General features: G+C 71.2%; 17 protein-coding genes. 7 read left to right on the forward strand and 10 right to left on the reverse strand.

The genetic code is table 11. The annotated features are described in order from the left end of the window. The first annotated feature begins 6 nt into the window (after nucleotides 1-6). The 4 genes from ACAG26_RS12160 to ACAG26_RS12175 all read left to right on the forward strand — a co-directional run bounded on the left by ACAG26_RS12160 (nucleotide 7) and on the right by ACAG26_RS12175 (nucleotide 3,843). Nucleotides 7-1,116, forward strand: a complete 1,110-nt coding sequence (locus ACAG26_RS12160; protein WP_370482498.1) for a sulfate/molybdate ABC transporter ATP-binding protein — start codon at nucleotides 7-9, stop codon at nucleotides 1,114-1,116. Nucleotides 1,117-1,300: 184 nt separating this feature from the next. Further along, entirely contained in the window at nucleotides 1,301-2,329 is a 1,029-nt protein-coding gene (locus ACAG26_RS12165; RefSeq protein ID WP_370482500.1) for an APA family fibronectin-binding glycoprotein, read from the forward strand. A 129-nt stretch (nucleotides 2,330-2,458) separates the two neighbouring features. Next, a complete protein-coding gene (locus tag ACAG26_RS12170; RefSeq protein WP_370482502.1) occupies nucleotides 2,459-2,761 on the forward strand; it encodes a GlsB/YeaQ/YmgE family stress response membrane protein in 303 nt (100 codons plus the stop codon). 53 nt (nucleotides 2,762-2,814) lie between these two features. Next, complete coding sequence (locus ACAG26_RS12175; RefSeq protein WP_370482503.1) at nucleotides 2,815-3,843, forward strand: zinc-binding alcohol dehydrogenase family protein; 1,029 nt, start codon at nucleotides 2,815-2,817, stop codon at nucleotides 3,841-3,843. Nucleotide 3,844: 1 nt separating this feature from the next. On the opposite strand, the gene ACAG26_RS12180 is transcribed toward ACAG26_RS12175, so the two are convergent. Then, a complete protein-coding gene (locus ACAG26_RS12180) occupies nucleotides 3,845-4,612 on the reverse strand; it encodes a lysostaphin resistance A-like protein (protein WP_370482505.1) in 768 nt (255 codons plus the stop codon). Nucleotides 4,613-4,622: 10 nt separating this feature from the next. After that, on the reverse strand, nucleotides 4,623-6,989 hold the full coding sequence (locus ACAG26_RS12185; RefSeq protein ID WP_370482506.1) for a phosphoketolase: 2,367 nt from the start codon (nucleotides 6,987-6,989) through the stop codon (nucleotides 4,623-4,625). A gap of 73 nt (nucleotides 6,990-7,062) precedes the next feature. On the opposite strand from ACAG26_RS12185, the gene ACAG26_RS12190 reads away from it, so the two are divergent. The 3 genes from ACAG26_RS12190 (at nucleotide 7,063) to ACAG26_RS12200 (ending at nucleotide 13,196) form a co-directional block, all read left to right on the forward strand. Continuing rightward, nucleotides 7,063-9,480: a CoA transferase gene (locus ACAG26_RS12190; RefSeq protein ID WP_370482508.1), complete on the forward strand. Its 2,418-nt coding sequence runs from the start codon at nucleotides 7,063-7,065 to the stop codon at nucleotides 9,478-9,480. Further along, nucleotides 9,477-10,952 carry an acetyl-CoA acetyltransferase gene (locus tag ACAG26_RS12195; RefSeq protein ID WP_370482510.1) on the forward strand — a complete coding sequence of 492 codons (1,476 nt, stop codon included), beginning with the start codon at nucleotides 9,477-9,479 and terminating at the stop codon, nucleotides 10,950-10,952. Before ACAG26_RS12190 ends, ACAG26_RS12195 begins: the two co-directional genes overlap by 4 nt. A 117-nt stretch (nucleotides 10,953-11,069) precedes the next feature. Further along, nucleotides 11,070-13,196 carry an NAD-dependent epimerase/dehydratase family protein gene (locus ACAG26_RS12200; protein WP_370482511.1) on the forward strand — a complete coding sequence of 709 codons (2,127 nt, stop codon included), beginning with the start codon at nucleotides 11,070-11,072 and terminating at the stop codon, nucleotides 13,194-13,196. Between the two features lie 8 nt (nucleotides 13,197-13,204). Here the strand turns inward: ACAG26_RS12200 and ACAG26_RS12205 are convergent, their stop codons facing one another. The 8 genes from ACAG26_RS12205 to ACAG26_RS12240 all read right to left on the reverse strand — a co-directional run bounded on the left by ACAG26_RS12205 (nucleotide 13,205) and on the right by ACAG26_RS12240 (nucleotide 20,263). Then, a complete protein-coding gene (locus ACAG26_RS12205; RefSeq protein ID WP_370482513.1) occupies nucleotides 13,205-14,437 on the reverse strand; it encodes an NAD(P)/FAD-dependent oxidoreductase in 1,233 nt (410 codons plus the stop codon). A gap of 44 nt (nucleotides 14,438-14,481) precedes the next feature. Next, nucleotides 14,482-15,219, reverse strand: a complete 738-nt coding sequence (locus ACAG26_RS12210; protein WP_370482514.1) for a DUF72 domain-containing protein — start codon at nucleotides 15,217-15,219, stop codon at nucleotides 14,482-14,484. A gap of 3 nt (nucleotides 15,220-15,222) precedes the next feature. Further along, on the reverse strand, nucleotides 15,223-15,858 hold the full coding sequence (locus ACAG26_RS12215; RefSeq protein WP_370482516.1) for an endonuclease: 636 nt from the start codon (nucleotides 15,856-15,858) through the stop codon (nucleotides 15,223-15,225). A 139-nt stretch (nucleotides 15,859-15,997) separates the two neighbouring features. Next, the gene (locus ACAG26_RS12220; protein WP_370482517.1) at nucleotides 15,998-16,330 is read right to left on the reverse strand and encodes a TfoX/Sxy family protein; all 333 of its coding nucleotides are present in this window, start codon (nucleotides 16,328-16,330) and stop codon (nucleotides 15,998-16,000) included. Then, on the reverse strand, nucleotides 16,330-16,746 hold the full coding sequence (locus tag ACAG26_RS12225; RefSeq protein ID WP_370482728.1) for a nitroreductase family deazaflavin-dependent oxidoreductase: 417 nt from the start codon (nucleotides 16,744-16,746) through the stop codon (nucleotides 16,330-16,332). The genes ACAG26_RS12220 and ACAG26_RS12225 overlap by 1 nt, the downstream gene beginning before the upstream one ends. Nucleotides 16,747-16,797: 51 nt before the next feature. After that, nucleotides 16,798-19,116 (reverse strand): endopeptidase La, encoded by a 2,319-nt coding sequence (gene lon / locus ACAG26_RS12230; RefSeq protein ID WP_370482519.1) that lies wholly within the window; start codon nucleotides 19,114-19,116, stop codon nucleotides 16,798-16,800. Between the two features lie 79 nt (nucleotides 19,117-19,195). Beyond that, the gene (locus ACAG26_RS12235) at nucleotides 19,196-19,645 is read right to left on the reverse strand and encodes a PaaI family thioesterase (RefSeq protein WP_370482521.1); all 450 of its coding nucleotides are present in this window, start codon (nucleotides 19,643-19,645) and stop codon (nucleotides 19,196-19,198) included. A gap of 57 nt (nucleotides 19,646-19,702) precedes the next feature. Further along, nucleotides 19,703-20,263 (reverse strand): TIGR03086 family metal-binding protein, encoded by a 561-nt coding sequence (locus ACAG26_RS12240; RefSeq protein WP_370482523.1) that lies wholly within the window; start codon nucleotides 20,261-20,263, stop codon nucleotides 19,703-19,705. Nucleotides 20,264-20,303: the final 40 nt, after the last annotated feature.

Genomic DNA, 20,303 nt, shown 5'->3' on the forward strand with positions numbered 1-20,303 from the left:
CCGACAGTGAGCGAACTGCAGCTGCGCGCCGTGGTGGCCGACCGCGGCCTCGACGTGCAGTTCGCGGTGCCCGCCGGCGAGGTGCTGGCCGTGCTGGGCCCCAACGGGGCGGGGAAATCCACCACGCTGCACGTCATCGCCGGGTTGCTGCGGCCCGACGCGGGCCACGTGCGGCTCGGGGAGCGGGTCCTCACCGACACTGCGACCGGGGTCAACGTCGCGACCCATGACCGCCGGGTGGGCCTGCTGCTGCAGGATCCGCTGCTGTTCCCGCATTTGAGCGTGGCCGCCAACGTCGCGTTCGGGCCGCACAGCCGGCGGGGCCGGTGGCGCTCCGGGCACGCCCGGGCGCGGGAGGCGGCGCTGCGCTGGCTGCGCGAGGTGGACGCCGAACCGCTGGCCGACCGCAAGCCGCGGCAGCTGTCCGGCGGGCAGGCCCAACGGGTGGCGATCGCCCGCGCGTTGGCCGCCGAACCCGAGGTGCTGCTGCTCGACGAGCCGCTGTCCGGGCTGGACGTGGCCGCCGCGGCGGCCATCCGCGCGGTGCTGCGCACCGTGGTCGCCCGCGACGGGCGGGCCATCATCTTGATCACCCACGACCTGTTGGATGTGCTCACGCTGGCCGATCGGGTGCTGGTGCTGGAGGACGGCAAGATCGCCGAGTTGGGACCGGTGGCGCAGGTGTTGGCCGCACCGCGCAGCCGGTTCGGCGCCCGCATCGCCGGCGTCAACCTGATCACCGGGGTGCTGGGCGACGACGGCGCCCTGCACACCGCGTGGGAATCGGCGTGGCACGGGACCGCCGACGACGGGCTTGGGGCCGGTCGCGACGCGGTCGCGGTGTTTTCGCCGGCGGCGGTGGCGGTGTACCGGCAGCCGCAGCCGGGCAGCCCGCGCAACACCGTCGCGGTGACGGTGGCCGAACTGGATTCCCGCGGCGCGGCAATCCGGGTGCGGGGGGAGGAGCAGCCCGACGGCGCACCGGGTTTGGCCGCCGACATCACCGCCGACGCCGCCGCCGAGCTGCGGCTGGGCCCCGGCGAGCGGGTGTGGTTCGCGGTCAAGGCCGCCGAGGTGGGGCTGCACGCCGCCGGGCCGCATCACCACGCGTCGTGAGGCCAGGCTCGGCGCCGTCAGCGCGGGGTCGGCGCCCTGAGCACAGCCTCGACGCCGTCACCGCAGCCTCGATCGGCTAACCGGGCCGGCCGTTCCTGGTCGCGGGTCACGAGACGGCAAATATCCCGCGCATCGTGCGCAAGTCGCACTTGCGTCACGGAGGTAACACGGTAGGTTTCTGGCCATGGAGCAGGTGGATCCGTACGTGACCCGACGTAAAGGCATCTGGTCGGCGCTGGCAGCGGCGGCCGTGGCCGGTGCCATGACCTTCGCGGTGCCCGCGACCTTGGCGAATGCCGAGCCGCCGCCCCCGGCGCCGGACACCAACACCCCGGCGCCGCCCCCGGCCGATCCCAATGCGCCACCTCCGCCGCCGGCGGACCCCAACGCGCCGCCCCCGCCGCCGGGCGAACCGGGTGCGCCCGAACCCGGTCGGGTCGACGACGCGCCCGACGGCTTCAGCTATGTCATCCCCCCCGGCTGGGTGGAATCCGATGCCAGCCACCTGGAATACGGGTCGGCGCTGCTGAGCAAGGAGACCGGGGAGCCGCCGGCACCCGGCCAACCGCCGGCGGTCGCCAACGACACCCGGATCGTGCTCGGCAAGCTGGATCAACGGCTGTACGCCAGCGCCGAAAGCGACAACACCAAGGCCGCCACCCGGCTGGGCTCGGATATGGGCGAGTTCTTTATGCCCTACCCCGGCACACGGACCAACCAGGAGACCACCCCGCTCAGCGGTGGCGGCCTCACCGGTAGCTCCTCGTATTACGAGGTCAAGTTCAGCGACACCGCCAAGCCGAACGGCCAGATCTGGACCGGTGTGGTCGGCACGCCCGCGACGGCGCAAGGCACCCCGAGCCAACGCTGGTTTGTGGTGTGGCTGGGGACCGCCAACAACCCGGTGGACAAGGTGGCCGCGAAAGTGTTGGCCGAGTCGATTCGCCCGTTGGCGCCGCCCCCGCCCGCCCCGGGCGCACCGCCGGCCCCGGGTGCACCGGCTGCACCGCCAGCCCCCGGCGCTCCCGCTGCACCGCCGGCTCCGGGTGCTCCGGCCGCACCGCCGGCTCCGGGTGCGCCCGCGGCACCGCCGGCTCCCGGCGCTCCGGCCGCTCCGCCGGCGCCCGGCGCCCCGGCAGAGCCCGCTCCCGGTGCACCCGCGGTGGCTCCGGCGCCGGCCGCACCGCCAGCACCGGCGGGGACACCGACCTAATTCCCGCCTAATTCCCGCCCTTTGGTGGATCGTGGCCCGTTGAGGGCCAATTCGTTACGTTGCTGCGGTATACCCGAGGGAAGACGCAGACAGCCGCGCTGAGCGCGGCCGGATAGCAAGGGGTTCGGTATGGATGTCCTGGCAGCAACCGAATATCTCGCTCGCTCGAGCACGCTGACCAGCGTCGGCTGGATCGGGTACATCATCATCGGCGCGATCGCGGGTTGGATCGCGGGCAAGATCGTCAAAGGCAGCGGTTCCGGGATCTTGATGAACATCGTCATCGGTGTCGTGGGCGCGTTGATCGGCGGCTTCCTGCTGAGCTTCGTCCTGAACACCGCCGGCGGTGGCTGGTGGTTCACGCTGTTCACCGCGGTCCTCGGCTCGGTGATCCTGTTGTGGGTGCTCGGGCTGGTACAGCGAAAGAGCTAGCCGCTCGACCGGCCTAGCGCCGGTACCCACTCGGGCGGGGCAGCATGGACGGTATGGCCTCGGGACTGACGGGCGCGACCATGAGCGCGTGGCGGGTGCGCCAACCCGGCCCGATGGCCACCGGCCCGTTGGAGCGGGTGACCACCGACATGCCGCGCCCGGCGCCGACGGAGCTGCTGGTCACCGTGCACGCCTGCGGGGTGTGCCGCACCGATCTGCACGTCACCGAGGGCGACCTGCCGGTGCACCGCGAGCACGTCATCCCCGGACATGAGGTGGTCGGGGAGGTCCTGGAGGTCGGCGCCGAGGCCGGCGCGGAGTTCAGCGTCGGCGACCGGGTCGGCATCGCGTGGCTGCGGCACACCTGCGGCACCTGCATCTACTGTCGCCGCGGGGCGGAGAACCTGTGCCCGACATCGCGCTACACCGGCTGGGACGCCGACGGCGGCTACGCCGAATTCGCCACCGTCCCCGTCGCCTTCGCGCATCACCTGCCGACCGGCTACAGCGACAGCGAGCTGGCGCCGCTGCTGTGCGCCGGCATCATCGGCTACCGCGCGCTGCTGCGCGCCGAGCTGCCGCCCGGCGGCCGGTTAGGGCTGTACGGCTTCGGCGGCAGCGCCCACATCACCGCGCAGGTCGCGCTGGCGCAGGGCGCCGAGGTCCACGTGATGACCCGCGGACAGCGGGCCCAGCAGCTGGCGCTGCAGCTGGGCGCGGCCTCCGCCCAAGGCGCCGCCGACCCGCCGCCGGTGCCGCTGGACGCCGCCATCCTGTTCGCCCCGGTCGGCGAGCTGGTGCTGCCGGCGTGCGAGGCGCTGGACCGCGGCGGCACGCTGGCCATCGCCGGCATCCACCTCAGCGACATCCCGACCCTGAACTACCAGCGCCACCTGTTCCAGGAACGCCAGATCCGGTCGGTGACCTCGAATACCCGCGCCGACGCCCGGGCCTTCCTGGACTTCGCTGGGCGCCACCACCTCAACGTGACCACCCCGGAGTATCCGCTGGCCGAAGCCGACCGGGCGTTGACCGACCTCAGCTCCGGCCGGATCGCCGGCGCCGCGGTGCTGCTGGTGTAGCTCAGGTCGACAGGTGCCACACCAGGGCGGCGGCCAGCGCCCCCAGCCCGTTCAGCGACCAGTGCAGGGCGATCGGCGCGATCAGGCTGCCGCTGCGGCGGCGCAGCCAGCTGAACACGAAACCGGCCGCCGCGGTGGCGCACACCGCCAGCGTTACCCCGGCGGCCATGCCCAGCAGGCCGCCGCCGAACAGCCGGGTGAACCCGACGTTGCCGGCGGTCAGCCCCAGCGACGTGGCGATATGCCACAGCCCGAACAGCAGCGACCCGGCGGCGGCGACCCCGCGAAACCCCCAGGCCCGGTTCAGCGCCCCGTGCAGCACCCCGCGAAACGCCAACTCCTCGGGGATCACGGTCTGCAGCGGGATGATGAGCATCGAGGCCAGCAGCGCCCCGGAAACCGTCGCGTAGCGGTTGTTCAAAAACATCGGCCGCGTCCACGGCAGCAGCGCACCCACCGCGATCACCGCGGCCACCACCGCCACCGCGGCCAGCGCGTAGCCTACCCCGGCTTTCCAATGGTCGCGGCCCAGCCCCAGCTCGGCCCAGCCCAGCCCGCGGGAGCGCACCAGCAGCACCAAGCCCACCGCGGCGGCCGGCACGGCGGCCACCCCGGCCCACGGCGTGGTGAAATGCGCGATCAGGTTGGTCAGCGCCAGCACCACCACGACGACGGCGACGTCGACGTAGATGCGGGCATGGTGCAGCGCGGAAAGCTGCGACTTCAGCGGATGCGGCCCCCCGGCCACCGCGCATTCCTGGGCTGACATTGCCGCGATTCTACCGGCGCGACGACGACGCCCAGGTCCAGCCGGAAATCTCCGGGTCGTCCTCGCCGTGCTCGCGGGTGTAGCGGCGGGCGGCCAGCCGGGCGTCGGCCATCCGTTGCCGCAGCCCGGCGCACCGCGTCGCCAGCCCGTCCACCCAGTCGATGACGTCCATCACCAGGTGGAAGCGGTCCAAGCTGTTGAGCATCACCATGTCGAACGGGGTGGTGGTGGTGCCGCGCTCGTTGTAGCCGCGGACATGCATGCCGTCGTGGTTGGCGCGCCGGTAGGTGAGCCGGTGGATCAGCCACGGATAGCCGTGATAGGCGAAGATCACCGGCTTGTCGCGGGTGAACAGGGCGTCAAACTCCTTGTCCGGCAGCCCATGCGGGTGCTCGGAGTCGGGCTGCAGCCGCATGATGTCGACGACGTTGATCACCCGCACGGGCAGCTCGGGCAGCTCGCGGCGCAAGATGTCGGCGGCGGCCAGCGTCTCCAGCGTCGGGATGTCGCCGGCGCAGGCCAACACCACGTCGGGTTCGCCGGTGGCGGTGGACGCCCAGTCCCAGATGCCCAGCCCGCGGGTGCAGTGCGCGACCGCGGCCTCCATGTCCAGGTAGGCCAGCGCGGGTTGTTTGCCGGCGACGATCACGTTGACGTAGTCGCGGCTGCGCAGGCAGTGGTCGGCCACCGACAGCAAGGTGTTGCCGTCCGGCGGCAGATACACCCGCACGATCTCGGCGCGCTTGTTGGCGACCAGGTCGATGAAGCCGGGATCCTGATGCGACGCGCCGTTGTGGTCTTGGCGCCACACGTGCGAGGTGAGCAGGTAGTTCAGCGACGCGATCGGGCGCCGCCAGGGCAGTTCCCGGCTGACCGACAACCATTTCGCGTGCTGGTTGAACATCGAGTCGACGATGTGCACGAACGCCTCGTAGCAGTTGAACAGGCCGTGCCGGCCGGTCAGCAGGTAGCCCTCCAGCCAGCCCTGGCACAGGTGTTCGGAGAGCACCTCCATCACCCGGCCGTCGGGGGACAGGTGCTCGTCGTCGGCGGTGGTTTCCGACAGCCACACCTTGGCGGTGGCGTCGAACACCGCCGACAGCCGGTTGGACGCGGTCTCGTCGGGCCCCATCAACCGGAACCGGTCGCGGTTGCGGGCGATCACATCCCGCACGAATGTGCCCAGCACGCGGGTGGCCTCATGGGTGGTGGTGGCCGGCGCGGTGACCTCGACGGCGTAGTCACGGAAATCCGGCAGGTCCAGGTCGTGCAGCAGCAGCCCGCCGTTGGCGTGCGGGTTGGCGCTCATCCGGCGGTCCCCGCGCGGCGCCAGCGCGCGCAGCTCGGGGCGCAGCGCACCGCCGTCGTCGAACAGCTCAGCGGGCCGGTAGCTGCGCAGCCACTCCTCGAGCTGGGCGCGGTGGGCGGGATTGTCGTGGGTTTCGGCCAGCGGCACCTGATGCGCACGCCAGGTGCCCTCGACCTGCTTGCCGTCGACCACGGCCGGTCCGGTCCAGCCCTTGGGGGTGCGCAGCACGATCATCGGCCACAGCGGGCGGTCGGTGACCCCGTCCACCCGCGCGGCCCGCTGGATGGCTGCGATCTGGTCGAAGGCCTCATCCAGCGCGGTCGCCAGCTGCTGGTGCACGGTCGCGGGATCGTCACCGGCCACGGTGATCGGCCGGTAGCCGTAGCCGTACAGCAGCGCATCGAGCTGCTCGGCCGGGATGCGGGCCAACACCGTCGGGTTGGCGATCTTGTAGCCGTTGAGGTGCAGCACCGGCAGCACCGCGCCGTCGCGGACCGGGTTGAGGAATTTGTTGGAATGCCAGCTGGCGGCCAGCGGCCCGGTTTCGGCCTCCCCGTCGCCGACCACGCAGGCCACCACCAGGTCCGGGTTGTCGAACGCCGCCCCGTAGGCGTGTACCAGCGCGTAGCCCAGCTCGCCGCCCTCGTGGATCGAGCCGGGGGTCTGGGCGGCGACGTGGCTGGGAATGCCGCCGGGAAACGAGAACTGGCGAAACAGGTTCCGCAGGCCGTCGGTGTCCTCCTCGATGCCGGTGTAGGTCTCGCTGTAGGTGCCTTCCAGGTAGGCGTTGGCGACCAAACCCGGCCCGCCGTGCCCGGGGCCGGTGATGAAGATGACGTTGGCGTCGCGGTTGCGGATGATCCGGTTGAGGTGCGCATAGAGCAGGTTCAGCCCCGGGGTGGTGCCCCAGTGGCCCAGCAGCCGCGGCTTGATGTGCTCGGGGGCCAGCGGTTCGGTCAACAGCGGGTTGTCCAGCAGGTAGATCTGCCCGACGGACAGGTAGTTGGCGGCCCGCCAATAGGCGTCGATCAGGTCGAGCTCTTCGCCGGGAAGTGTCGCGGTGCTCATCTGTCCGATTCTTGTCATCAGCGGTGAATAACCGGGAGCCAAACGCGGAAAACTTGCCGATTACGCTGACGGCATGGTCGACGACGCCGGGCTGCTGTCTTGTCTGCGGGTGCTCGACCTGTCCGACGCCGACGGCGACCCGGTGACCCGACTGTTCGCCGACCTGGGCGCCGACGTGCTCAAGGTGGAGCCGCCGGGCGGCAGCCCGGCGCGGGCGCAGCGGCCGACGCTGGCCGGCACCAGCATCCCGTTCGCGCTGCACAACGCCAACAAACGCAGCATCGTGCTGGATCCGGCCGACCGCGATGACCGGCGCCGGCTGGTCGAGCTGGCCGGCGCCGCCGACATCGTCGTCGACAGCGGGCTGCCGGGGCGAGCCGCGGCCTACGGCACCTCCTGCGCCGAGCTGGCCGATCGGCATCGGCAGCTGGTGGCGCTGGCGATCTCGGACTTCGGCGCGTCGGGTCCGCGGTCGGCGTGGCGGGCCACCGACCCGGTGTTCTACGCGCTGTCGGGGGCGCTGTCGCGCACCGGCCCCACCACCGGCACCCCGGTGCTGCCGCCCGACGGCATCGCCTCGGCCACCGCGGCGGTGCAGGCCGCCTGGGCCACACTCGTCGCGTACTACAACCGGTTGCGGTGCGGCACAGGGGATTACATCGACTTCTCCCGCTTCGACGCGGTGGTGAGCGTGCTCGACCCGGTGTTCGGCGCGCAGGGGCAGGTCGCGGCGGCCCGCCGCAAACCCGACCGGTGGCGCGGTCGGCCGAAAAACCAGGACGCCTACCCGATCTACCCCTGCGCCGACGGCTACGTCCGGATCTGCGTGATGGCGCCTCGGCAGTGGCGCGGGTTGCGGGCCTGGCTGGGGGAGCCCGAACAGTTCGCCGACCCCAAATACGACGTGATCGCCGAGCGTTTCGCGGCCTGGCCGGCGATTAGCGTGTTGATCGGGCAGCTGTTCGCCGGCAAGTCCATGGCCGAGCTGGTGGCCGCCGGTCAGGCGCACGGGGTGCCGATCGCGGCGGTGCTGACCCCCGCGCGGGTGCTGGCCTCCGAGCATTTCACGGCGGTCGGTGCGCTGGCGTCCACCGACCTGGCCGCCGGGGTCAGCGCCGACGTGCCGGTCGGCTATTTCGCCGTCGACGGCCGGCACGCCGGTTTCCGCACCCCGGCGCCGCGGGCCGGGTCCGGCGAGCCGCGGTGGCTCAGCGACCCGGTCGATGCCGGCGCCCCGGCGGGCACCGTCGGCGGCTACCCGTTCGACGGGATCCGCATCCTGGATCTGGGCATCATCGTCGCCGGCGGCGAAACCAGCCGGCTGTTCGCGGATCTGGGCGCCGAGGTCATCAAGGTGGAAAGCGCGGCCTACCCCGACGGGCTGCGGCAGGCCCGCGCCGGCGACGCCATCAGCGAGTCGTTCGCCTGGACGCACCGCAACAACCTGGGGTTGGGGCTGGATCTGCGCAGCGCGGAGGGCAAACGGCTGTTCGGCGACCTGGTCGCCGACGCCGACGCCGTCTTCGCCAACTTCAAGCCCGGCACCCTGGCCGCGCTGGGGTTTCCTTACGAGGCGTTGCGCGCGCGCAACCCCCGGATCGTGCTCGCCGAGAGCAGCGCGTTCGGGGACACCGGCCCGTGGAGCACCCGGATGGGGTATGGCCCGCTGGTCCGCGCCAGCACTGGGGCCACCCGGCTGTGGACATCGCCGGACGCCGTCGACGCGGCCGGTGCCCGGCACCCGTTCTACGACGCGACGACGGTGTTCCCCGACCATGTGGTGGGGCGGGTCACGGCGATCGGCGCGCTGGCCGCGCTGATCCACCGGCACCGCACCGGGGCGGGCGCCCGGGTGCATATCTCACAGGCCGAGGTCGTGCTCAACCAACTCGACACCCGCTACGTCACCCAGGCCGCCCAGGCCGGGCACGCCGACCAGATCGACGAGGACCCCGTCGTGCACGCGGTCTGCCCGTGCGCCGGCGACGACGAATGGTGCGTGATCTCGATCCGTTCGGATGCCGACTGGCGCTCGGTCGCCGCCGTGGCGGGTCGCCCGCAGCTGGTCGACGACGCCCGCTTTGCGGCCGGTACCGCCCGGGTGAGGAACCGGGCCGACCTGGTCGCCGAGCTGGCCGCCTGGACGCGCACCCGCCCTCCGGTGCAGGTCGCCGCGGCGCTGCAGGCGGCAGCGGTGCCGGCCGGCCCGATGAACCGGCATCCCGATATCCCCGAGGACCCGCAACTGGCGCACCGCAAGCTGTTCGCCGAGATGACCCACCCGCTGATCGATCATCCGCTGCCCGCCGAGACCGGGCCGGCGCCGTTTCGGCACATTCCGCCGGCCCCGCAGCGGCCCGCGCCGCTACCGGGTCAGGACACCCGGGAGATCTGCAAGAACGTGCTCGGGCTGGAGCCGGCGCGGATCGAGCAGCTGATCACCGACGGGGTGCTGTTCGCCAGCGACGATGAGAAGGAGCGGCGCCGGTGACTATCGACCCCCGCACACCGGTGCTGATCGGCTACGGGCAGCTCAATCAGCGCGAGGAACGGGCCGATCTGGAGCCGGTCGCGTTGATGGCGGCGGCCGCGCGCGAGGCCGCCGGAGCCCGGGTGCTTACCGCGGTGGACAGCATTCGGGTGGTCAACGTGCTCTCGGCGCGCTACCGCGATGCGGGGCGGCTGCTCGGCGAGCACATCGGCGCCGATAACCCCAGCACCCGCTACAGCGGGGTCGGCGGCAACGTCCCGCAATCCCTGGTCAACCAGGCGTGCCTGGACATTTGGCACGGACGCGCCGGGGTGGTGCTGGTCGCGGGCGCCGAAACCTGGCGCACCCGCACCCGGCTGCGGGCCCGCGGCGGCAGGCTCGTCTGGACCCAGCAGGACGAGTCCGTTCCGCTGGCCGAAACCAACGGCGACAACGTCCCGATGAGCGGCCCGGCCGAGGACAGGATCCGGCTGGACCGGCCGGCCTACGTGTACCCGCTGTTCGAGCAGGCGCTGCGGCTGGCCGCGGGCGCGTCGATCGAGGAGCACCGCACCCGCATCGGCGAGCTGTGGGCGCGGTTCAACGCGGTCGCGGTGCGCAACCCGCACGCCTGGATCCGGGAACCGGTTACCGCCGCCGAGATTTGTCAGCCGGGCCCGACGAACCGGATGATCAGCTGGCCCTACACCAAGTTGATGAACTCCAACAACATGGTCGACCAGGGGGCCGCGCTGATCCTGACCTCGGTGCAGCGGGCCAAAGAGCTGCAGATCCCGACCGAACGGTGGGTCTTCCCACAGGCCGGCACCGATGCCCACGACACCTACGCCGTCGCCGAGCGCGCCGAGCTGCACCGCTCCCCGGCCATCCGGATCGGTGGGGCGCGGGTGCTGGAACTGGCCGGGGTCGGCATCGACGACCTGGACTACGTCGACCTGTACTCGTGCTTTCCGTCCGCCGTCCAGGTCGCGGCGACCGAACTGGGGTTACCGACCGACGACCCGGGTCGGCCGTTGACGGTGACCGGCGGGCTGACCTTCGCCGGCGGTCCGTGGAGCAACTACGTCAGCCATTCCATCGCCACGCTGGCCGAACTGCTGGTCGCCAACCCGGGCCGGCGCGGCCTGATCAGCGCCAACGGCGGCTACCTGACCAAACACAGTTTCTGCGTGTACGGCACCGAACCACCGACGTCCGGATTCCGCTGGGAAGACGTGCAGGACGCGGTCGATCGCGAACCCACCCGCCCGGCCGCGGCGCAGTGGCAGGGCGTGGGCACCGTGGAATCGTGGACCACGCCGTACAACCGGGACGGGCAGCCGGAGAAGGCCTTCGTGGCGGTCCGCACCCCCGCCGGGTCCCGGGCGTTCGCGCTGATCACCGACCCGGCGGCGGCCGCGCTGACGGTGCGCGACGATATCGGCGGCGCCGCGGTCACGGTGCACGCCGACGGCACCGCAAGCCTGCACTAACCCGGGGTTCACCGGTCCCGCCGGCAGGTAACGACGGGCTAACGGCCACGACAAAAACCTACGCGAAGCGCGCCAATGTGCTTATTGTCGAGTTAGGCGTTGCGGAGGTGGGACGCGGTGCAGATTCTGATTACCGATGTCACCGGGGCGATCGGACGCTCCCTGGCCCGACAACTGCTGGCCGCCGGACACGCCGTGAGCGGCATCGCCGACACCCCGCACGAACGCCTGGATCCCGAGGTCGATTTTGTCTGCGCGCCGCTGGCCGGCGCGGTCCTGGACGACCTGACCGACGACGCCGACGTCGTCGTGCACCTGGCCCCGATCGAGGCCAGCGCCCCCGGCAGCGCCGGCATCGACGGCGTCGTGCAGGTCAGCCACGCCGCCGCCCGGGCCGGCGCGCGGCTGCTGTTCGTGTCCCACGCCGCCGGCCAACCGGAGCTGTATCGCCACGCCGAACAGTTGGTGGCGTCGGCGTGGGCCCCCAGCCTGATCATTCGGGTGGCGCCGCTGGTGGGGCGGCAGCTGGACTGGGCGGTGTGTCGCACCGTCGCCAGCCTGCTGCGCGCCAAGATGTCCCCGCAGACGATGCGGCTGCTGCACTTCGACGACCTGGTCCGGTTCCTGGTGCAGGCGGTGGGCACCGACCGGACCGGGCTCGTCGAGCTCGCGACACCGGACACCGTCGACATGACGACCGCGCACCGGCTGCTGCGCACCGCCACCCGGCAGCCGCACACCCACCGCATCGCCAGCTGGCCGCAACCCATGCCGGAGCTGGATATGGCGGCGCTGCAGGACGACTGGACGTTCGAATGCGGGTGGCCGGCCACCGACGCGGTCACCGACACCGTCCGCGGGCTGACCGGCCGCCGCCTGGCCATCGCCGGGGCCACCGAGGTGTCCGGACACCTGCCGCTGCCGGTGGAAACCGCGCCGGGCTGGGAGCCGTGCGACGGTGCCGCGCTGGACTGCGCGGCGCCGGACGGGCTGGAGGGGGAATTCGACGACCGCATCGATCCACGGTTCCCGGTGTTCAGCGCCACCACGCTGGCCGATGCGCTGGCCGGTCCGCTGACCCCGATGACCCTCGATGTGCAGTTGGCCGGGCTGCGGATCGCCAGCCGGGAAATGGCGCAGGTATTGGCGCTGCACGGGGTGGTCGCCACCGAATGGGAGAGCCGAGGTATCGCGGTGTTCGGTCACCGCCCCTACATCGGGGTGTCCACCAGTGCGGTGGTGGCCGGCCAGCTGCCCGGCTGGGATGAGCACGCCCTGACCGAGCGGGCCCTCGGCGGACATCCCCACGACCTGTTCCCGTTGGGCCGGCCCCGCTCGGCGGGCAGCCTGCCGGTGCCGGCGGCCCGGGCGATCGTGGTGACCCGGGCGTTGGCCATGCTGCGCCACCTGAAAACCGACACCGAGGCATACCGGGCCGCCGCGGCGGCCGCCCACCTGAAAGCCGCGCAGCTGGCGGCGCTGCCGGACGCCCGACTCGAGGTGCGGTTGCAGCTGCTGCGGGACCGAATCCATCAGGGCTGGAGTCTGATCGCGCTGTGGGTGGTGGACAACGGGGTCACGGCGGCCGCGGTGGAGCACACCGGCGCGGTCGGTCCCAGCACCGCCGTCGGTTTCGGTGCCGTGTTGGAAAGCCGACGGGTGGCCGACGAGACCGCGTCGCTGGTCGAGGTGTTGCAGCGCAATCCGCGGCTGCGCGAGCTGGCCGCCGAGGGCGACCTGGCCGGGATCCGCGCGGTGTCACCGCGGTTCGCCGCCGCCGTCGATGCCGTCGCCGGCCGGATCGGGCATCGCGGGCCGGGGGAGGCCGAGCTGGCCAATCCGGTGTTCGGTGACGACCGCGCCCTGCTGTTGACCACGGCGGCGGCCGCCGGAACCGCGGCCGCGGTGCCGGCCCCGACGCCCGGGTCCGCGACCCTGGCGCAGCGGATGGTGACCAATACGCTGGTCTCTCGGGAAACGGCCTACGACGCGACCATGCGGTTCACCCACGAGCTACGGATGACGTTGCGCGAGATCGGGTCTCGGCGGGTGCGTGCCGAACTGCTGGACGCCGTCGACGACGTGTATTACCTGACCTGCGAGGAACTGCTGACCATGTCCGCCGACGCTCGGCTACGGATCAAACGCCGCCGCGCCGAACGGGAACGCCTGCAGGCGCTGCATCTGCCGGACGTTTTCGACCACGCCTGGTCGCCGGTGGCCGCCCCCGAGGGAACCGCTTGAGGCAGTAGCTAATTCAGCAACGCGCTCAGTGGCGCCCGGCTGTCGGCCAGTGCGTCGGGGTGCACCGGCGCTCGCGACCGGATCAGTTCCTTGATGTCGTCGAGGCCCTCCCAGATGTTGACGTTCATCCCGGCCAGCACCCGGTTGTCGCCGTCGAGCCAGAACGCGACGAACTCGCGGCCGTCGACGTCGCCGCGGAACACCACCCGCTGGTAGCTGGCCGCGTACCCGACGTACTCCATACCCAGGTCGTACTGATCGGTGAAGAAATACGGCAGCTCGTCGTATTCGGCGTGCTCGCCCAGCATCCCGGCCGCCGCGGCGGCCGGCTGCTTGAGCGCATTGGCCCAGTGTTCGGTGCGGATTCGGGTGCCCAGCAGCGGATGCTGGGCCGCCGCGATGTCGCCGACGGCGTAGATGTCGGGGTCACTGCTGCGCAGCGACGCATCGACGAGCACACCGCCGTCGCCCAGTTGCAGGCCGGCGGCGTCGGCCAACTCGATGTTGGGCTGGGCGCCGACGGCGACCAGCACGGCGTCGGCGCTGATCTGCGTCCCATCCCCGAGTTGCAGCCCGGTGGCCGCCCCGCCCGCCGTGCTGATCTCGGCGACACTGGCGCCCAGCCGCAGGTCGACGTCGTGCTCGCGGTGCAACTTGGCGAACACCTCGCCCAGTTCGGTACCCAGCGCAGCCTGTAGCGGCACCGGGGCCATCTCGACCACACTCACCTGCACACCGCGTTGCCGGGCGCTGGCCGCCACCTCCAGCCCGATCCACCCCGCCCCGACCACCGCGAGCGAAGAACCTTGGGCCAGCACGGAATCCAGCGCCTCGGCGTCGTCGAAGGTGCGCAGATAGTGCACCCCGGTGGCGTCGGAGCCCGGGATCGGCGGGCGGCGCGACCGTGATCCGGTGGCCAGCAGCAGCTTGTCGTAGGACACCGTGCCGTCGTCGGACAAACCCACGGTGCGGGCGGCCGGATCCAGCGACACCGCGCGGACCCCGAGCCGCAGGTCGACGTCGTGGTCGCGGTACCACTGGGCGGACTCGACGGTGAAATCGCTGAGCGTCTTCTTGCCGGCCAGGTATTCCTTGGACAGCGGGGGCCGCTCGTAGGGCAGCCGCTGTTCCTCGGCGATCAGCACCACGCGTCCGTCGAAGTTGTTGCCGCGGAGGGCTTCTGCTGCTTTAGCGCCGGCCAGGCCGCCGCCGATGATGACGAACGTGTCGGATCGTGACATGAGGGCTGCTCCGTTCTGTGGTGCGACCGATGTCGGGCTTTAGCCTACTCGGCCGGACCGGTCAGCCGCTGGCGTAACGCCAACGCGTTGCGCACCGCGTGGCCGTGCGGATCATTGTTGAAATACACCCACACCTGCCGATTCTGGGCCTGCCAGGCGGTGATCCGCTCGGCCCACCGGCCTAGCTCGGTGCCCGAATAGCTGCCGCTGTACAGCGCGCTCGGGTCGGGTCCGTGCATCCGCAGGTACACCACATCGGTGGTGGCCCGCGGAATGCAGGCCAGCCCGGCGCCGCTCATCACCACATACGCGGCGCGATGCCGTTGCAGCAGCGCATACACCCCGTCGTCGTCCCAGGACGGGTGCCGCAGTTCGACGGCCACCCGCAGCCAGTCCGGCAGCCGGGCGAGGAACGCGTCGAGGCGCGCGTCGTCGCGGCGCTGCTCGGGGTGCAGCTGAACCAGCAGCACACCGGCGCGCTCACCCAGGATGCGCCAGCAGCGCTCGAAGCGGTCGATCCACGGCTCCGGGGAGGCCAGCCGGCGGTAATGCGTCAGGCCGCGGTGGGCCTTGACCGACATGGCGAAGCCGTCGGGCAGCTGGTCGCGCCACCGGGTGAAGGTGGCGTCGGTCGGCCAGCGGTAGAAGCTGGCGTTGAGTTCGACGGTGTCGAACACCTCGACGTAGCGGGCCAGCCGGCGGCCGCTGGTCAGCCCACACGGATACAACACCTCGGCCCAGTGGTCGTAGGACCAGCCCGAGGTGCCGATGCGCACCGTCATCGATCAGTCGGTGACCTGCCGGCGCACCTCGTCGTCCAACGACGAGCGCACCAGTGCGGCGGCCAGCTGCGCGTTGCGGCCGGTCGCCAGGTCACCCAGTTTCTTGGCATCGGTGGGCAACCCCAGCGCCTTGGCGGCCTGGGTGGCCCGGTCGTCGAAGTAGGGCCGCACCCAGGTCCACACGTCTTGCACCTCACGCAGGAACATGTCGGCGCCGGTGTCGCCGATACCCTTGAATTCCTTGAGCATTCGGGTCACCGCGGCCATATCGTGGTCGCTGCGCCGGGCCAATCTGCGTAGGTCGCCGGCGTAGTCGTCGCGGACCCGGGTGGCGATCTCGGTCAGCCGGGTGGCCGAACTTTCGTCGTAGCGGACGTAGTGGGCGCGGCCGAACGCGCGGATCATGGTGCGCCGATCGGCCTGCAGCACCGCGCGCGGGGTGCGCAGGCCGTCGCGGAACAGTTCCCGCGCGGCGCGCATGGCGATCGTGGCGTCGATCGGCTTGCTGGCCAGCATGCACAGCACCAGCAGCTGAAACAGCGGCATCGGGGTGTTCTTGAGCCGAATGCCGGCCTCGGCGGCGTAGCTGGTGCCGGCGACCTGCAAGAGCCGCCGCACCCGCTGATCGTGTTGGGCCATATCGCAGGCGTACCCGCCGCGCCCCGGCCTCTAACGTTCCGCTCGCGGGCGCCGCCCGCCGACTGCCCGCCGACGGTGCGGTTTCATACGCTTTTCGGCGGCGAAGCGTATGCGATCGCACAATCGGCGCAGTTTCCGGCTACTTCGGGGGCAGCCCGCGGACAAACTCGACCGACCGGTCCACCCAGCCGGCCAGCTGCCGGGTGGTGCGCACCCCGGCGCCGTCGACGCGCAGCCAGCCGCGCATCTCCCGGCCGCCCATCACCATCGGCTCGACATGCGCGCGGCGCAGGAACATCTCGGCGTCGTCGGGCGGCACCCGCACCAGCAGGCCGCCGCTGCGGTTGGCCGCCACCGCCAGGTGCCCGCCGATCAGGAAGCCGAGCCCGCCGAACATCGCCTTCTCCTCGACACCACGCTGGGGGCTGAGCAGTTCGCGGAGCCGGTTGGCCAGGTCCTGGTCGTAGGCCATCAGTCCAGGTCGACCCGGATGGTCAGCAGGTCGCTGCCCGCCGCGCGGACCACCGCGCTATTGAGCCCGCCCAGTTGGCGCAACCGCGCCGCTGGGTCGTCGTCGGGCAGCAGGTGGGCGGTGCCGGCGCGCCAGCGGCCGTGCATGCGCAGCCGCACCCGCGGATCGGCCTGAATGTTGCGCACATAGTCGGAGTGCGTGCCGTGCTCGGAGACCATCCAGAACTGGTTGTCGACCACCCGGCCGCCGACCGCGGTGCGCCGCGGCTGTCCGGATTTGCGGCCGGTGGTTTCCAGCATGGTCACCGGCATGCGCCGCCCAATCGGGTTGACCACCAGCCGCTGAACGTTGTGCACGACGCGTCGTTTGAGGCTCACCGCACCATTTAACGCCGAGCAGACGCAAAAGCCCCCAATTTCGCTGCGAAATGGGTGCTTTTGCGTCTGCTCGCGGGGTAAGGCTGGGACTTAGGCCGCCGCGGCCGACGTCGCCCCCGGCTCCAATGCCTGCGCGACGATGTCGGCGACATCGGTCATCGGCCGCACGTCCAGCACCTCGAGCACTTCGGCCGGCACGTCGTCGAGGTCGGGTTCGTTGCGCGCCGGGATGAACACGGTGGACAACCCGGCGCGCTGGGCGGCCAGCAGCTTCTGCTTGACCCCGCCGATCGGCAGCACCCGACCATTCAGCGTCACCTCACCGGTCATCCCGACATCGGCGCGCACCTGACGCCCGGTGGCCATCGACACCAGCGCGGTCACCATGGTGACCCCGGCCGACGGGCCGTCCTTGGGCACCGCGCCGGCCGGCACGTGCACGTGGATGCGCCCGTCCAGCGCCGCCGGGTCGACGCCCAGCTCCGCGGCGTGCGACCGCACGTAGGACAGCGCGATCTGCGCCGATTCCTTCATCACGTCGCCCAGCTGCCCGGTCAACTGCAGACCCGGGTCGCCGTCGGTGGCGCCGGCCTCGATGTAGAGCACGTCGCCGCCCAGGCCGGTGACGGCCAGACCGGTCGCCACACCGGGCACCGCGGTGCGTTCGGCCGACTCCGGGGTGAACCGTGGCCGGCCCAGGTAGCCAACCAGATCCGGTTCGTCCACGGTGACCGGTGTCGGGTCCGCGGCCAGGGCGGTGGTGACCTTGCGCAGCGCCTTGGCCAGCAGCCGCTCGAACTGGCGCACCCCGGGTTCGCGGGTGTAGTCGGCGGCGATCTTGCGCAGCGCGGCCTCGGTGACGGTGACCTCCTCGGCGGTCAGCGCGGCCCGGTCGCGTTGCCGGGGCAGCAGGTAGTCGCGGGCGATCGCCACCTTGTCGTCCTCGGTGTAGCCGTCGATCTCGACCAGCTCCATGCGGTCCAGCAGCGCCGAGGGGATGTTCTCCACCACGTTGGCCGTCGCCAAAAACACCACGTCGGACAGGTCCAGATCCAAATCCAAGTAGTGGTCCCGGAAGGTGTGGTTTTGCGCCGGGTCGAGCACCTCCAGCAGCGCCGCCGACGGGTCGCCGCGATAGTCGGAGCCCACCTTGTCGATCTCATCGAGCAGCACAACGGGATTCATCGAGCCGGCCTCGCCGATGGCGCGCACGATCCGGCCGGGCAGCGCGCCGACGTAGGTGCGCCGGTGCCCGCGGATCTCGGCCTCGTCGCGCACCCCGCCCAGCGCGACCCGGACGAACTTGCGGCCCAGCGCGCGGGCCACGCTCTCACCCAGCGACGTCTTGCCGACCCCGGGCGGGCCTGCCAGCACCATCACCGCGCCGGAGCCGCGCCCGCCGACGACCTGCAGACCGCGTTGGGCGCGCCGGGCCCGCACCGCCAGGTATTCGACGATGCGGTCCTTGACGTCGTCCAGGCCGTGGTGATCGGCGTCCAGGATCTCCCGGGCGGCCCCCAGGTCCGTGGCGTCTTCGGTGGTGGTGTTCCACGGCAGGTCCAGCACGGTGTCCAGCCAGGTGCGGATCCAGCCGCCCTCCGGGCTTTGCTCGCTGGCGCGTTCCAGCTTGCCGACCTCGCGCAGCGCGGCCTCGCGCACCTTGTCGGGCAGGTCGGCGGCCTCCACCCGAGCCCGGTAATCGTCGGAACCCTCCGGCTCGCCCTCGCCGAGCTCCTTGCGGATCGCGGCCAGCTGCTGGCGCAGCAGGAACTCCTTTTGTTGCTTGTCCACGCCGGCCCGCACATCGTCGGCGATCTTGTCGTTGACCTCAACCTCGGCCAAGTGGTCGCCGGTCCACTCGATCAGTGCCCGCAGCCGCTCGTCGACGTTTTCGGTCTCCAGCAGCTGCCGCTTTTGCGGGTGGGTCAGATACGACGCGTAGCCGGAGGTGTCGGCCAGCGCCGAGGGGTCGGTGAGCTTGTTGACGTAGTCGATGATTTCCCAGGCCTCGCGGCGCTGCAGCATCGCCAGCAGCAGCTTCTTGTATTCGCCGGCCAGCGCGCGGGTGTCGTCGCTGGGTTCGACGTCGGCGACCTCGGTCACCTCCACCCACAGCGCGGCGCCGGGTCCGGTGGTCCCGGTCCCGATGTGCGCCCGCCGTTCCCCGCGCACCACCGCGGCGGTCCCGCCGCCGGCGATGCGGCCGACCTGCAGAATCGACGCCAGCACACCGTGGGTCGGGTAGCGGTCGTCGAGCCGGGGTGCGATCAGCAGGGTGCCGGACTCGCTGGCCCGGGCGGCGTCCACGGCGGCGCGGGCGGCGTCGTCCAGCGTGATCGGGACCACCATGCCGGGCAACACGATCGGGTCGCTGACGAATAACACCGGCACTGATTTGGGTTCAGTCATCAATCCTCCAAAGTTAAGCCTGCTGCGCTCAACCTGCGGGACGCAAAGTTTGTTCCCGTGCGACCGGCGTCGCACAAGCTCAACGAGCGCGCGTCGGCCGATTGCCGGAGATCTGTCTGATGGTTGCGGTCGCAGTCGCGGTCGCGACGATCGTCTCGCCGTCGTCGACGAGTTCGCCCGCCAGGAACGCAATGTCACGTCGGCGCTTGACGATGCGGCCACGGCCAACAAGGCGGCCTGGCCGCGCTGGCGCGAGGAACTGCACATGCAGATCGAGCGTCGGTGCGAACTGGCCGTCATCCAGGGTCGCTACCAGTGCGGGGCCCAGCGTGTCGTCGAGCATCGCCGCGAGGAATCCGCCCTGCACGACACCGACCGGGTTGACGAACCGATCATCGGCTGCGAACTCGACCTCGATGGTCCCGGCATCCGGGTCCACCGCGATCAACCGCCAACCGAGTGTTTTCGCAGCTGCGGGCAGCTCGCGCTTGCCTGCCAGGACGTCCCAGAACGGGCCCTTCCGAGTCACGAACAGACCATAGCGAGCCCGTCCGACACAACGGGCAGGTTGGTATAACGCCGCTCGTCAGCGTCCGGATAGCGCGAGCAGCCGGTCGGCGGGTGCCGCAGAGCGCGCCGTCGTGGCTGGGCCGAACAGATTTTTCGACCGAAGTTCGTCGATGGTCGACCCCACCTTCTCCAGAAGGTAGGACGCGAGATCGTCGGACGGCTCCCAGCGCGTTCCGAGCCCGTCGCATAAATCCTTGGCGTGCAAGGTGAGTTCCATGACACGCATGTTCAGCAACACCGTCCCCGATCGCGGGCCGGCGCGGTGGTCGACCATCGCATCAAGATCAGCACCGGCGGCAACCGTCCGCAGCATCCGTTCATAACGCCAGAACCCTGCGAGCGCGTCGGTGCCGATGTAGTCATTGCTTCGAGTCGATGCGGTCGCGGCGGCGTCCTCGCCTTGAAGCAGCATCACGTAGCGATGCCCTCCGCCCGCAACGTGATTGACGAGATCGGCAATCCTCCACCCAGCGCATCCGCTGGGCCGGCCAAGATCGCCCGGTGCCACGGCAGAAAGGGCGTCTGCCCACAACCGCTCGGCGTGATCCAGCGCCGCGTCGATCTGCGTGATCGTCACACCGGGTCACGCTACCGACACGCCGGTAGGACGGGTGCGG

Source organism: Mycobacterium sp. pUA109 (assembly GCF_041287095.1).
Classification (GTDB): Bacteria; Actinomycetota; Actinomycetes; order Mycobacteriales; family Mycobacteriaceae; genus Mycobacterium.